This window comes from Fervidicoccaceae archaeon (genome assembly GCA_038734945.1).
In the GTDB taxonomy this organism is placed as follows: Archaea; Thermoproteota; Thermoprotei_A; order Sulfolobales; family Fervidicoccaceae; genus ARK-14.
Window position 1 is genome coordinate 327,540 of the sequence record JAVYOA010000002.1, and the last position, 14,219, is coordinate 341,758.

12 protein-coding genes are annotated in these 14,219 nt (G+C 44.5%); 7 read left to right on the forward strand and 5 right to left on the reverse strand.

The genetic code is table 11. The features are described from left to right. Positions 1-2 precede the first annotated feature (2 nt). Entirely contained in the window at positions 3-1,199 is a 1,197-nt protein-coding gene (locus tag QXR92_03105) for a M20 family metallopeptidase (protein MEM0318995.1), read from the reverse strand. A gap of 234 nt (positions 1,200-1,433) precedes the next feature. Here QXR92_03105 and QXR92_03110 point away from each other — a divergent pair, with 234 nt between their 5' ends. Together QXR92_03110 and rimI are read left to right on the forward strand one after the other, a co-directional pair. Next, a complete protein-coding gene (locus QXR92_03110) occupies positions 1,434-2,240 on the forward strand; it encodes a DUF1614 domain-containing protein (protein ID MEM0318996.1) in 807 nt (268 codons plus the stop codon). Positions 2,241-2,258: 18 nt separating this feature from the next. Then, a complete protein-coding gene (gene rimI / locus QXR92_03115; GenBank protein ID MEM0318997.1) occupies positions 2,259-2,711 on the forward strand; it encodes a ribosomal protein S18-alanine N-acetyltransferase in 453 nt (150 codons plus the stop codon). Positions 2,712-2,748: 37 nt separating this feature from the next. On the opposite strand, the gene QXR92_03120 is transcribed toward rimI, so the two are convergent. Beyond that, the gene (locus tag QXR92_03120; GenBank protein MEM0318998.1) at positions 2,749-3,198 is read right to left on the reverse strand and encodes a PaaI family thioesterase; all 450 of its coding nucleotides are present in this window, start codon (positions 3,196-3,198) and stop codon (positions 2,749-2,751) included. Positions 3,199-3,433: 235 nt separating this feature from the next. Between QXR92_03120 and QXR92_03125 the strand changes: the two genes are divergently transcribed. Continuing rightward, positions 3,434-5,242 (forward strand): aldehyde ferredoxin oxidoreductase family protein, encoded by a 1,809-nt coding sequence (locus tag QXR92_03125; GenBank protein MEM0318999.1) that lies wholly within the window; start codon positions 3,434-3,436, stop codon positions 5,240-5,242. 146 nt (positions 5,243-5,388) lie between these two features. Continuing rightward, complete coding sequence (locus QXR92_03130; GenBank protein MEM0319000.1) at positions 5,389-6,504, forward strand: tungsten cofactor oxidoreductase radical SAM maturase; 1,116 nt, start codon at positions 5,389-5,391, stop codon at positions 6,502-6,504. A 261-nt stretch (positions 6,505-6,765) separates the two neighbouring features. On the opposite strand, the gene QXR92_03135 is transcribed toward QXR92_03130, so the two are convergent. After that, positions 6,766-6,957, reverse strand: coding sequence for a hypothetical protein (locus tag QXR92_03135; protein ID MEM0319001.1), 192 nt, complete (start codon positions 6,955-6,957; stop codon positions 6,766-6,768). Between the two features lie 180 nt (positions 6,958-7,137). Between QXR92_03135 and QXR92_03140 the strand changes: the two genes are divergently transcribed. Beyond that, on the forward strand, positions 7,138-7,866 hold the full coding sequence (locus QXR92_03140; GenBank protein MEM0319002.1) for a metallophosphoesterase family protein: 729 nt from the start codon (positions 7,138-7,140) through the stop codon (positions 7,864-7,866). Between the two features lie 20 nt (positions 7,867-7,886). On the opposite strand, the gene QXR92_03145 is transcribed toward QXR92_03140, so the two are convergent. Both QXR92_03145 and QXR92_03150 read right to left on the reverse strand, forming a co-directional pair. Continuing rightward, on the reverse strand, positions 7,887-9,746 hold the full coding sequence (locus tag QXR92_03145) for a DUF87 domain-containing protein (protein ID MEM0319003.1): 1,860 nt from the start codon (positions 9,744-9,746) through the stop codon (positions 7,887-7,889). A gap of 43 nt (positions 9,747-9,789) precedes the next feature. Further along, entirely contained in the window at positions 9,790-11,784 is a 1,995-nt protein-coding gene (locus tag QXR92_03150; protein MEM0319004.1) for a hypothetical protein, read from the reverse strand. A gap of 301 nt (positions 11,785-12,085) precedes the next feature. Between QXR92_03150 and QXR92_03155 the strand changes: the two genes are divergently transcribed. Both QXR92_03155 and QXR92_03160 read left to right on the forward strand, forming a co-directional pair. Further along, positions 12,086-12,388: a hypothetical protein gene (locus tag QXR92_03155; GenBank protein MEM0319005.1), complete on the forward strand. Its 303-nt coding sequence runs from the start codon at positions 12,086-12,088 to the stop codon at positions 12,386-12,388. Further along, a complete protein-coding gene (locus QXR92_03160) occupies positions 12,385-14,172 on the forward strand; it encodes a hypothetical protein (protein MEM0319006.1) in 1,788 nt (595 codons plus the stop codon). Before QXR92_03155 ends, QXR92_03160 begins: the two co-directional genes overlap by 4 nt. Positions 14,173-14,219: the final 47 nt, after the last annotated feature.

Sequence of the window (14,219 nt, forward strand, 5' to 3'; positions counted from 1 at the left end):
CTTCACTCCTTGCTCCTCCAAAGCAGGTGATGATTGAGGGCCAGGGATGCTAGAAGCGCAGATCCCATATAGAGCACTTCCTCGTCGACATCAAAGCTTGGGCTATGATGCGGCACATTTGTCCCCTTTGCTGGATTTCCAGTACCAAGAAGTATGAAGCTTCCGGGAACTTTTTCTAGGTAAAATGAAAAGTCCTCTCCACCCATGCTTGGCCTCGGAATTACAACGCTTTCCTCTCCGAAAAGTGCTGCTGCAACCTTTCTAGCTACTGACGAAGCTCTAGGCTCATTGATTGTTGGTGGCGTAACATCCATCAGCTCCACATGGGCTGTGGCTCCAAAAGCTTCAGAGACTTTTTCCGCTGTTTCCCTTATCCTTTTCTTTAATTTTTCTCTTGTCTCCACTGTTAAAGCTCTGTATGTTCCTCTCATAAGCACACTTTCTGGTATTACATTGAATGCCCTTCCCCCCTCAACAGCTCCCACTGTTATTACTGCTGAATCGAAGGGATCTATATTCCTGCTGACAATGCTCTGGAGGGCCAGAATTACTGCTGCTGAAGCTACTATTGGATCAACTGTTTGATCGGGATGAGCTCCATGGCCTCCTTTTCCCCTCACAGTGATTCTGAAGTCTCCAGTAGATGCAAGGAGCGGGCCATCCCTTATGCCTATTTTTCCGGAGGCAAGATCGCTCCAAACATGGATCCCGAATATTACATCAACCTCGGGATCTTCAAGTGCTCCTCCCTCGATCATCTTCAGGGCTCCATTTCCTCCCTCCTCAGCAGGCTGGAATATCAGCCTTATTGTGCTCCTCAGCTCTTGCTTTAGGGAGGAGAGAATTCTGGCTGACCCAAGAAGCATTGCTGTGTGGGCATCGTGTCCGCAAGCATGCATCTTTCCAGGTATTCTAGATCTGTATTCTCTTCCCTCAACTTCCTCTATAGGTAAAGCATCCATGTCTGCTCTGAGAGCGATAGCTCCTTCCCCGCTTCCTCTCATAGTTGCTATTATTCCAGTCTCGCCAACATTTGTCTTCACATCATATCCCCAATCCCTCAGCTTCTGTGCTACAATCTGGGATGTTCTTCTTTCCTCATAGCCGAGCTCGGGATACATGTGGAAGTCCCTTCTCCATCTGATTATTTCTTCGCTGAGCTCCTTAGCAATGGAAAGGGGTCTCGTATCTATGTTCATGCAGATCATCCTCGGTTAACTTTCCAGGATACTCTCTTGTGAACTATCCCTTGTATTGCAGAGGATTCAGGCACTTGAGCTATTTTAATACATGCATTTAAATCCCTGTCGTATTCCTTTCTGAAGCATGGCAAATACATTACATAGATGCTGCTATGCGCGAAAGCATCATAAAATATGCTTGAATTCCGAGCATTTAAAAACGCAAATCGTAGAGGAAAGCGAGGAAAAGTTATGAGGAGAAAAATCTATAATTTTTTAAAAAGAAGAAGATCTCAGGGAGAGAAGAGCATCGTGAGTCAGAAGGTTGTAATAACGCTGCCAATACATCCAATAATGTTCGCTCTCTATGGATTTCTCCTTTTTCCTCTGTTCATGTATTCCCCAATCATTTTCGCCTCTCTTTCATCCTACTTGGGAGTTTCAAGCAGCGCTGCTGCAGCACTTGGCCTGCTCATGCCGACCCTAAGCTTCCCTCTCAGCCTTGTTAATGTTGTTGTGAAGAGAATAGAAACGGAGGAGGAGATCCTCACATATGATTCGAAATACATTACCTTCATGGGATTTCCAATCCCTGTCTTCATCCCAGTTCTCCAGAGAAAGGAAATCACAATTGCTGTTAATTTGGGGGGAGCGGTCCTGCCAATTTTTTTCAGCACATTGCTCATAATTGCCATAGGAAGGAGCTCCTCTGATATGCTAATTAGGGCCTTGCTTGATGTGGCAGTAACATCGATTGTAACCTTCTTCACGTCTAGGGCAGTTCCCCGCGTAGGCATAGTTACTCCCTCTCTCATCCCACCAATTGTCTCCACACTTGCAGCCTTTCTCCTTGGAGGGGGGCACTTCACTTTTCCGATAGCGTATATTGGAGGAGTTCTGGGAAGCCTGATAGGAGCAGATGTTCTCAGATTGATGAAGGATATTGATAAGTTCAAGAGCGAGCTTGGAAGCGCTTTTCTGAGCATTGGAGGTGCTGGAACTTTTGACGGAATTTTCCTCTCGGGAATATTCGCTGCCGTATTCTCAGCAATTTTATGAGCATTGGGAGGGGGGATCATGGAGAGATGGAGGATAAGAAAGGCAAGCATTTCAGACATAGGAGCAATAACAAGAATAGAGAGGGAGAGCTTTCCCGATTATCCATATCCCCGTGAGGTTTTTTATTTCTATTTGAGAAAATGTCAAGAGTACTTCCTTGTAGCTGAGATCGATGAGGAGTTGATAGGATATGTTCTGGGATGTGCTGATGAAGATGAGGGAAGCATAGTATCAATAGCAATTTCCCCCAATCACAGAGGCAAGGGTATTGGAAGAATGCTTATGGAGGCCGTTGAGAAGGAAATGAAGGAAAGAGGAGTTAGAAAAATCAAGCTAGAGGTATCGAACTTGAATTTCAAGGCAAGAAGGCTATATGAGAAGCTTGGCTACAGGGAAATTAGTAGAATAAGAAATTACTATTCAGACGGATCAGACGCTATAGTTATGGAGAAGATAATTCGCAGCACTTAATTCTTAAAAGAGATTTTTGTGATGCTCGAAGCTTGCTTCATTTGAACCAGGTCCCTAGTGCAGCAACAAGTAGGCTTCCGCTTTTCCCATAGATCCTCACTTCAGTTACTATTGTAGTTTTTCCACTCTTCAAGACCTCTCCAATTACCTTGAAGGGAGATTCATCCTCAGTGAGTGGCCTGAGATAGTTTATTTTTAGCTCAAGTGTTACTTGATTCTCTCCTCTATGCGAGGTCCATGAAGCAACAGATCCTATTTGATCCACAGCAGCTGCAATAATGCCTCCATGAATTGTTCCATTTGGATTGACAAATTGCTTCAGAAAGGGAAAGGTTCCTACTGCTCTCCCATTGCCTATTTCCGCCAGCTTCAGTTCAAGAAGAGAATATATTGGGTTGAAGCGCCTTAGAGATATGTCCAAAGCCTCCTCAAGACTTTTCCCCTCTTTAATCAGATCTTCGAGCATGTTCCTTATATCGGTATACATTCCCAAAATTATCACCTTTTCTCGTGGATAATTGCTTTGAATTTTATATTTTTTTCAGATGGAGAACTGAAATCCTCTCCGCTATAAAGGACAAGGCCTTTGGTTTGGTAACTTACTGTGATATAATTAAAGGGATTCTGACTTATTTCTCTGTTATTCATTCACATTTTTGGTATTGAAGACAGTAAAAATATATATATTAAACATTACTAAATGAAAAACCTAGGTGGACATTTTGTTCGGAAATTGGGGGAAGTTCATTAGAGTTGACATGGCAACAGGAAACATTAAAGTGGAGTCGTGGGGCGAAGAAGTAGCGAAGAAGTGGTTAGGAAGCAGAGGTCTTGGCATCTATCTCATGCTGAAGGAGGTTGATCCCAAGACCGATCCACTTTCTCCGCAGAACAAGCTCATAATAGCGGCTGGACCTCTAACTGGAACTTCTGCCCCAACGGCTGCCAGATACAATGTCATAACAAAGAGCCCCCTCACTGGATACATAACCTTCTCCAATTCTGGAGGATATTGGGGAGCTGAGCTAAAGAGAGCGGGCTATGATGCTGTAATCATTGAAAATTCTTCCGAGACTCCCAAGTATCTGTTCATAAAGGATGAACATATTGAGCTGAGGGATGCTTCAAAGCTGTGGGGCCTCAAGATGTCTGAGACCGAGGCGGAGCTCAAGAAGACACACAATGACCAGAACTTGAAGGTTCTTGGAATAGGCCCAGCTGGAGAGAAGCTCGTCAAATTTTCATCGATCATGAATGATATTCACAGAGCGGCTGGAAGAGGAGGAGTAGGGGCAGTAATGGGATCCAAAAAGCTTAAGGCCATAGCTGTTAGGGGATCCAAGAACGTTCCTCTGGCAGATCACGAGAAGTTCATGCTAGAGGTAAGAGAGAAGGTTAACAAGATAAGGAGTGATCCCGTGGGAGGAGGCGGACTGCCGAAGTACGGGACTGCCGTCCTTGTTAACATAATAAACGAAAACGGGCTGTATCCGTACAAGAACTTCCAGTATTTGCAGTTCGAACACGCCTATGAGCAAAGCGGGGAGGCAATGGTTAAAAAGTACCTCGTGAGAAATAAGCCTTGCTTTGCCTGTCCTATTGGATGTGGAAGGGTGAATAAGCTTCCCACCATCGGCGAAACAGAAGGGCCAGAATATGAAAGCACATGGGCTCTTGGATCAAATATGGGAATAAACGACTTGGCAGCAATAATTGAGGCAAATCATATGGCTGATGAATATGGATTCGACACGATCTCGCTCGGAGGCACACTGGCAACAGCAATGGAGCTCTATGAGAAGAAGCTCATAAAGGACGAGGATCTTGGAGATTTCCCGCCACCAAGATTTGGGAATACCGAGGTTCTTCACTACTACATAGAGAAAATTGCCAAAAGGGAGGGCTTCGGAGATAAGCTGGCTGAAGGAGGATACAGACTTGCTAAGATGTACAATGGAGAGTACTACTTCATGGGAGTTAAGAAGATGGAGCTCCCAGCATATGACCCGAGAGGTGCTGAAGGGCATGGATTAGGATATGCAACGAATAACAGAGGAGGATGCCATATAAAGAACTACATGATAAGCCCTGAGATATTGGGATATCCAAAGAAAATGGATCCACATGACATAAGCGATGAGAAGGTAAAAATGCTCATAACATTCCAAGATCTGACTGCCGTTATAGATGCTGCTGGACTGTGTCTATTCTCAACCTTCGGACTCTGGGCAGATGATTATAGAGATCTGCTGAATGCAGCTCTTGGCTGGAACTACTCTACAGAGGACTACCTCAAGATAGGAGAGAGAATTTGGAATGCAGAGAGGCTATTCAACCTTAGAGCGGGAATGAAGCCTCAGGAGGAGGACACCCTTCCAAAGAGATTCCTCGAGGAGCCAGCACCAAACGGGCCAAATAAGGGGAGGGTTGTCAGGCTCAAGGAGATGCTTCCAAGATACTATGCATTGAGAGGATGGACGCAGGAAGGGTTGATTCCAGAAGATAAGCTCAAGGAGCTGGAGTTGCTCTAATCTCAATCCTTTTTTTAAAACTCTTTTCATTTCTCATAATTTTCTGTTGTCCTTTTTTAATTGGCTGAGGATGATAAATACATATAATTTAAATTTCATTGAAAATATGGATCTTTCTTGATTTACGGAAAATGGAGGCATCGAAATTGTCCAACGGAGAACAAGAATACAGATTCAAGATGTATGGCGGAGACGCTATAGTGAAAGGAGAGCTGGACTTGAAGCTTCTGTATATTGAGCCGACGACCAGATGCAATCTCTCCTGCAAGATCTGCTTCAAGCAGCACTGGTTCGATAAAGAGGGAGATATGGATTGGAATCTCTTCAAAAAGCTGATTGAGGAAAGTGCGGATTTTCCAAAGCTGAGAACAGTTATTTTTGGGGGAATTGGCGAACCGACGGTTCACCCAAGAATAGCTGATATGGTCTCAGAGGCAAAGAAGAGAGGATTGAAAGTTGCCATCACTACTAATGGACTGTTCTTGAGCACGAGCTCACTTTTGAACCTAGTATCAAGGGGGATTGACTCCATATACTTCTCGGTTGATGCCCTTCCATCTTCATGGAATCCCATGCAGCATGTCGGCTCCAAAGTAGTTCTTGATAGGATTAGAGCTCTGGACAAATGGAGAACAGAGAATTCGAAGAATTTACATATAGGGGCTCAGATCGTTGTCACAAAGCTAAACTATATGGATATACCATCCATGGTTAACCTTCTAAGAAGCATGAATGTGAATGAAATAATTGTATCCAACATATTGCCGACCTCAAAGGAGCATGTAGAGCTGATTGTCTATGATGGTTCCCACGATATGAAAAAGATTGAGGAGGAGCTTTCTCTTCTTGCATCTAGAGGAGCAAGGATTAGAATGCCGTACTTTCAGCTAAAGACGGAAAGGAGGTGCCTTTTTGATGAGAACAACGCAACAGTTGTGAGGTGGGATGGAGAAGTCTCCCCATGCTATAGATTTCTCCACAGCTATAAGGAATACATATTTGGAAGGGAAAAGAAAGTGGAGATGGTCTCCTTCGGCAATATAAGGGAAAAGAGCCTCAAGGAGATCTGGCTGAGCAGAGACTATGTAAGGTTCAGATTTGTGACCAGAAACTATTTCTATCCTTCTTGCACTGATTGCAGCCTCAGGGATTCCTGCGACTTTGTCAAATCGAGCAATCTTGATTGCTGGGGAAACTCACCATCATGTGCGGACTGTCTTTGGGCGAGGAACCTAGTTCACTGTCCAGTTCCCCAAATCTGATCTCCTTCCTTTGAAGTTGCGAGGAGTTTCTGAGAAGTTTAGAGCTGCATTCCAGGCTGGAGCTTGTTTAAGCTATGAGCACGTCTTGAAAGCTTTGCTCCCTCTTTATACAGCATATAGTTCTGGGATATGCTAATTTCCATAGCCCCTATTCGCTATCTCTGTAGTAAAGAAGAGGCTTCCAGCTGTAATTTTCTTCAGCTAGATATTTTCTTATTATTGAGACAAATCCTAGAGCATATCTAGGTTCTTGAAAAAAGATCATTTTCCCCTTCTAGGCTTTACTTTGATGGTGAACTCAGAGACCTTTCCTCCCTTTCCTTCGCCTCTGTAGTAATTGAATATACCATTGCATTTTGGACACTGCATTCTTGCAACACTGTAGAACCTGAATTTCCAGCTCTTAAGCTGAGGAATTTCACCCTCATAGCCACAAAATGGGCACTTAACCATGAATAGGTGCACCTTTCTATTATGTAATGATGCATCATAATAAATATACTTTCCTCCTTCAAACAGTTCTCTCTGCTCTAACCCTTTCAAGCTCAAAAGCATGTTTTTATTCAAAGTTTTTTATAGGAAAAATTGAGTAATTGATTTGTGCTTATTGAAGCAGACTAATTGGTGAAAGAATTGAAAGTCCTGATTATATCAGATATTCACGGAAACTATGATGCGTTGCGTGCTGTTTTGGAAGACGCAGGAAGCTGGGATCAGCTATGGGTTCTTGGAGATCTCGTTGACTATGGACCAGAACCGGAAAAAATAGTAGATGAGATCAGGGATATGAGGCCTGAAGTCCTGCTTAGGGGAAATCACGATCATGCTGCTGCCTATAATGTGGACTGTGGATGCGGTATAAGGACTCATGACATAAGCGTCTATACAAGAGAGCACATCACCAGAAAGCTGCTATCCGAGGACCAATTAGAATGGTTGAAGAATCTTGATCTGAAGATTGAGCGCAGCTTCTCTGGAGGCAAAATTATTCTTGTTCACGGCAGTCCGAGAAGCCCCCTCTATGATTACATGCTCCCCTCTCTTCCAAAGAACATCTTAATGGAAATGATTGGCAGCATTGCAGATGAGCCTTCTAGAAGCCTTGTAATTTTTGGGCACACGCATTTAGGAACAAACATGCTCCTGAAAAATTCTGTCTTGTTGAACCCTGGAAGCGTAGGCCAGCCAAGAGATGGGGATCCAAGAGCCTCCTATGCTATATTTGACTTGGAATCTATGGATTTCAGGATAATAAGAGTTAAATACGAAGTGGAGAAAGTAGTTGGAAAGCTAAGAGAGCTTGTCAAGGATGGAGCAGTAATGAAAAAGCTATCCTCTATTTACATGAATGGTAGGGTCTAATTGTAGTTAAAAAAAGATCTCTATGTTGTTCGATGCTTCTGCATGGAAGGATGGGCTATGCTTGTGCTGAACAGCCGAAGCTCCTTCTCAGTAGGAAAAATCTTTATTGTGATCCTTTTTCTGTCCGTCCTCAATATGCCTGTTCCAATCGGAAAGTTGGCGAGGAGCTCTGACTCAGCATCTGATAGCTTGTAGATCTCCTTTATTAGATCTGTTCCTTGGGGCTCCTGCTTTAGAAGCAGGACTGTAGAGGATTGCTCCAATATTGCTCTTCCCTGTATCTTCAATGCAAGATCCTCCGCCCTTTGAGTAATATATAGAAAAGCGATTCCGTGCTTTCTCCCCCTCCTAGCTATTCCTTCAAGGAGAGATGCTATGCTGGGAGTTTCCATGAGGAGCCATGCTTCATCTATGAATAGAACGCTCTTCTCTGCTCTGCTAAGAAGCTTGTTGTAAGTATATGGTGCTATCATTGCTGTTATCAAAAGCTTAATTCTCCTGCTCTTTATCCCCCTCATCCCAAAGATCACAGATCCTTTCAATTTGGGAGATGTTCCTTCGAAGACATTGGAGTCAGGTGGGATCCCTGCCCCCTGGAGATATCTGCGGATCTCTGGGCTCTCAGCTCTCTCTATGACCTCCATCAGATTTCCCGAGCTTCTTGCTCCCCTGAATAGCTCCTTTCTGAGGATCCCCTGAAGTCTCTCTGGAATTCCATATATTTCAGCTAGGATTTCGGATAGCTGTTCAATCTCTATTGCTCCTTCCTTCATCAGCTTTACAGGATCTAGACCGAGCTTCTGCGACTCCTGGATCTCCACTGCCTCGGCACCAAATACCTCAGCAATTCTAGAGTACTCGCTCTCTGGATCAATACCAACAATAGGGATAGTTGGATCCATGCTTCTGAGCCTGCTGAGATACAGCTTTGCTGCCATGCTCTTCCCTGATCCTGTGGTTCCCAATATCGCGAAGTTGTAATTGTGCTTGCTCCAGAGGTCAAGGAGAATTGGAGAGCCCGTTCCTGAAAAGCCAAGAAATACTCCTCCTGGGTCAAAAAGCTCCTCATCGATCAGTGGGAAAAGGGCTTTCATGCTCTCTCCGCTTGTATAGCTCCTCTCTGCACAGAGAAAGCCCAGACAGGTTTCAAAGTTGTAGAGCTCTTTCTGAATGGGGACGGCCTCAGCATCTAGGCCAAAGCCTCTGAGCAGTGCTCTGAGCCTCCTCTCTTTCTCGTTCAGGTCATCCATTCCTGGAGATGTAAGTATTAGAAGAAAGAAGAGTTCGATCAGAGATGATCCTGACATTATACTTGAGGCCAGTTCCTCGAGAGCCATGGCTTCCCAAGTCTCTTCGGTTCCTCTTCCTCCATTTATTTTCCTTCTTCTTGCCATCTCTAAAAACGGCAGAGCTCTATCTTTTCCAATTTCTCTGAAGATCAGTGCTATCTCAGATGCTTCGCTGAGGAGAACATATGCAAAACCTTCAGGAAGGAGGGAAGAATATCTATAGACAGTGAGTACCCTGGCAAGCATTCCGTTTTCAAGAACCAATGTAAATGGGTTCCTCAGACCAATTGATCTAGGCCGATGAGGTGGCTCAACCTTTCTTGCATTGAAGTGAAGAACATGTGTTCCTGACTTCACCCTCAGATAGAACTCATTTCTAAAAACTGGAATGCTATAGCTCGAATATGAAAATGTGTCCTCTATCCTTCTAACGAGGAGGACTCCTTGCTTTGCATTGCTCAATAGAGATGAAAACTCAGAGAGCGCTATGTCTCTTTCCTGAGATGGAAGAATTGCGAAGCTAACTCCTTGCAGCAAATACCAGTCATGTTCTCCTCCTTTTCTCCATTTTTTATTGAATTTGCCCAGCATTTGAAAGCCTCCAGGGTTTTTTAAAGCACCTCTTTTTTCAGGCTCAAAGCAGAAAGTCCCAGGAAGCGGAGGGCCTTTTTCTCTTGTGCCTCTCGACGCTATCGCCTTGCTCGAATTCTTCTGCCATTAATTTTATGCTATTTCTCAAAGCTTCTTTTCCCCTTTTCAGTACTCCCTCTTTATCTTCAATAGCGCTGTTTCTAAGCTCTTTCCAGCTCATGCCAGAGGCTTCTTTTAAAAGATGCTCCATTTCATTTGACATATCCTGCTCATTTCCTGCCTCATTTAGTTCCTCCTGCTTTCTTGGAAAGCCAACCTTTTGCTTCATCGAAGCAATTCTCTCTGTTTCACTATTTTCCTTCCTTTTCAGCATCATCGGTGAGAGAAGAAAAGAATCTGATTTTCTGCTCAATGCATTCCAATCACTAGCATCGTTCTTTTTCGCTCTGCGCTCCTTTTCTCCATGGAGCATGAGTCTGGTGATCCCACTTCCCGGGGGCTCTGAGCTGTACCTCTCTCTCAAAACTTTGCTGTTGGCGGAACTTATTGCCTTTATGGATCCTCTGTAGAGGGATCCTCCAACGGATGCAATTTTCTCTCCAACAAACGATGCCATTCCGCCTCCAAATGCTCCCAGGAGACTGGGGACTATTCCTACTATAATAGGATAGAGAATGGCAAAAGTCACTTCTTTTGCAGGGAGGAGGGAGTTCAGAACTACTAGGAATATAGAGGTGAGGGGACCTGCTAAAAGAAGACCTGCGAAGATCCCTAGAATATGCTTCACAGATGCTCTCAATGCTGGATGCAGGTAAGCAATGCTCAACAAGGGAGAGGAGGAGACAATTGTGAGGAGGAGAACATATCTAGCGTATATAACAGTGCTGGAAACTGTTAGGAGAAAAGCAAGCATGGAGCCGTAGTTTGCCGCGAATGGGATGGCATATCCTAGTATTACACTGAGAGCCAGCTGCCCTGCAATCCATGAGAACACCCATCCAATATCTATGCTGCTCACAAAATGAAGCGATATTGTATTAAGCATGCTTGCTGTGGCGTTATATACTGAGGGGGCAAGGAATGCTAATGCTACTGCTGCTGAAGCATCCTTTATCGAATCAATCAGAGCTGAGAAGAAGTTATCCTCTCTGAATGCTCTTGCTGCGATATCGAAGGATAGAAACAGGCCTAGAAATCCCATGGAGGCCTTCAGTATATATTCATAGAGATCGTGGAGCTCTCCGCTCTCAGGCATTATGGGAGCTGCTGCCAGCTTTCCTAAATCTAGCACGGGGAAAATTATGCTGGCGAACTTGTAGAGAGGGCAGAGCAGGCTGAAGGGCCAGTCAAAGGGGCAATACTCACTGTTCTGAATCATTATTGTGAATTCATTGAAGCCCTTTTCTTTATTATCAGAGACGTTTGCAGTCACTGTATATGCTCTGCTCATTTCTGTTGAGTTGAGTGCCGGATAGGAGTGAGAAAAAAGAATTTCATTGGAATTGGCAACACCAGTGCTAAATGTTCCGTCGCCCCAATCCACAGAGACGGTATAGGGAGGAGATCCCCCGCTCCATCTGATGGTCAGGTTGAAGGTGAGCTGGTCTGGTGCTGTTAGAGAAGTTGATGATGGATAGACCTCGACTGCTATAGCTCCTCCTATGTTCCCTCCTGCAAGACTGAACGAGAAGTAGCCCAATCCTATGAAGAGGATGCTCGCTATTAGGCTCCAGTATCCTTCTCTTCTCCCGATTGCTATGTAAATGGAGGATGAAGCAAGCATAATTCCTGCTAGTACATAGAATATCCAGAGATAGCTGGAGGAAGAGCTAGGTGCACCATAAATTGCCTCAATCACGCCCCATCCAAAAGATGCCACAAGGATTGAGGAGAGGCCAAAGACAATGTAGCGGGAGTAGTTCTCCTTTCCAAGAACTCCAAGCATGATGCCGAAAAGGAGGCTTCCCGCCCCTAGAGCCTCACCTATCCAAAGGGCATAATCGATGAGCTTCAGAAGCAACCCGTATGAGCTCTCCATGCTGACTTCACTCTGTTCAAATGTGCTTTACTGGAAGAACGATAAGCAGGCTTCTTCCTCTCGGGTTTTCTCTATCGATAATTTTTCCTTCCTATCTGCCTTTACTGGAAATCTGCCTTTTCCCAATTTCTCAAAAGATGAATTCCGGGAGGCAAAATCATCAACGATGAGGGGGGAAAGCTGCTGAAGCGTAAAAGGAGAGATATAGCTATTCAAGGGGGATCTCCATTTATAGGAATTCCCTTAAAAAGTTCCTCCTCAAATCATCTTTTAAGGGATCCTTTTTTGATTGGGAATCCAAATGGAGTTCGAAGCAAGATACATAAAGTTCATCTGGGTCAGGAACATTTCTCTGCTGAATGAAAAGGCTATTGGAATTCTCAGAATGAAGCATATAGTTAGCATATTCATGACAATAGTTCTTCTTTGGGGCGGGCATGGAGAAGGATTGACCTCTTCCTGCATGGGATTGAGCCTTCTAATTTTCACAGCTCTCTCTGCACTTCTCAGCAATGGAGCAATGAGCTTTGAATCCAAAATAATAGCGCTATTGTATTCCTTCATTGAGCTCCTTTTGAATATAGCTGGGAGGAGAGACAATTGAGAATCAATTTGCAATACTCCGTGAAGAGCTTCATCGAGCTTCCGCAGGAAATAGAAGAATTTTCATTGAGCCCCTTTGATCTGGAGAGCATAATCGCAAAGGGATTCGCTCTTCAACCTAGAATATCCTTGGATGGCATCCATGGAGATACATGGATAGGAAAGAGTAGCTGCGAGAGGGAGGTATTCATAAACAAGGATAGAGCCATATGCAATCCACTAGCAGGCTTTTCACACGAGAAGTTCGGAGTGGCTTTGACAAAGAACGGAAAGAAGTTCAGAGTTGAGGGGGGTGACGGATTGAAGCTGGAGGGTGAGAAATGCTCATATATGGAGGTTCCAGGAGCAATTATCATTTCAATATATGAGAAGCCATATGCTCATATCGTAACATCCGACTATCTCTACGGTTTGAATGTTCATGAGAGGGCATACAGAGGGGAGCCGAGATCTGCTTCGGCTGGCTACAGAGCCTATACCACAATCTATGCTGACGGAAGGAGCCAGATATTCTGGGGAGGAAAAATAGAGGAAACCGGCATGCTCGCTCAGAGGGCATTGAGAGTTCAAAATTCAACATTTGTCCTCTCCTCTAGATGGTTAGTAAGGCTGGAGGAAGATCTTCCGAGACCTTTGGTCTTTCTTGGAGAAGAAGCTGATTTTCTGGGCCTCATTAACGAGCAACCGGTATTCATGATAGGAGGAGCTCCCTATAGACTTGAGGAGGCCTCTCTTATTCCATTGAGACGCGTTGGAAAGCTTTCTCCTTCAGCTTCAATCTCAATCTACGATATAGCTGTTGTTTCCCTTCCGGGATGGCTCACAGTATATGATGAGGAGGAGAAAGAGATTCTGAAGGTTTCAAAGGGGGAGGATTCTTGGTGCTGGGCAGTTAGGAAGAGCGTATTCTGCTGCACTAGAGGGCTATGCGGCGAGATCTCGGAAGGATCGTCGCAAATTTTTGTGAATGCTGAGAATTCTGAGGAAAGAGATCGCCATTCCATTGTTATAGATACGGAAGTCCCAGTGGTCATAGATGAAAATGGAGAAGAAAGGCTTCTCAGACCAGGAGAAAATGCCAAAATTAGCAGAAGCGATGTGAGTATTTTTGAGCCCTACATTTTCGATGTTAGGCTGAGGCACATTCTAGGAGCCGCCTCAGCTCCTATTCCCTCATCCCCCAGGAAAATCAAGCTGGAGGCAGAGGCAAGAGTGTTTGAGAGCACAGGGATCCATGAGTGCGGAAGGCCTTTTTTCCTTGAAGTAGAAGTTCTATCCTTAGAAGCTCCGATGGAAATCAGGCTCTTTATTGAAGGAAAAGAAGTCAAGAGAGGTGAGAAGCTCGAGCTTTGCTTGGAAGAGCTTCCAGATTTTCTGCATCCCAGAGCATTTGATCCCGTTACCCAGAGATCGATTGAACTTGATCCTCTTATTGTGAACAGAGTGTTTGTGCATGAGCCCAGCCTGGGAATTGAGATCGAGCACCATGAGGGGAGAAGCGAGATCCTGCTGAAGACAAATGCTGAAGAGGTGAGAGGAAAGCTGATATGCAGCAACAGAGAATTTGGGCTGAAAATTCCCAAAAGCTTAATTGAGAACTGCCAGCTCCCTGCTTACTTCAGCTTGGAGCTTAGAAAGAACGGCTTTATATATCAGAGGAGGAAGGATATAGTAATTGAAGACCTTGACGAGGACATTGTGAAAAAGCTGAAGAATGGAGAGAACGAGAGCAGAATTGGCGGATTTCTGATTCGATATTATGCTTCTCTCGGTCCTAGCTCTTAGCTTTGTGAGATGCTTTTGAGTGAGGCGAAACAGCTGTATCTATTCTC

Coding starts and splice junctions, on each gene's coding strand:
- QXR92_03105 (MEM0318995.1), bottom strand. CDS start 1,199: ATGAACATAGATACGAGACCCCTTTCCATTGCTAAGGAGCTCAGCGAA.
- QXR92_03110 (MEM0318996.1), top strand. CDS start 1,434: ATGAGGAGAAAAATCTATAATTTTTTAAAAAGAAGAAGATCTCAGGGA.
- rimI (MEM0318997.1), top strand. CDS start 2,259: ATGGAGAGATGGAGGATAAGAAAGGCAAGCATTTCAGACATAGGAGCA.
- QXR92_03120 (MEM0318998.1), bottom strand. CDS start 3,198: ATGTATACCGATATAAGGAACATGCTCGAAGATCTGATTAAAGAGGGG.
- QXR92_03135 (MEM0319001.1), bottom strand. CDS start 6,957: ATGGTTAAGTGCCCATTTTGTGGCTATGAGGGTGAAATTCCTCAGCTT.
- QXR92_03145 (MEM0319003.1), bottom strand. CDS start 9,746: ATGCTGGGCAAATTCAATAAAAAATGGAGAAAAGGAGGAGAACATGAC.
- QXR92_03150 (MEM0319004.1), bottom strand. CDS start 11,784: ATGGAGAGCTCATACGGGTTGCTTCTGAAGCTCATCGATTATGCCCTT.
- QXR92_03155 (MEM0319005.1), top strand. CDS start 12,086: ATGGAGTTCGAAGCAAGATACATAAAGTTCATCTGGGTCAGGAACATT.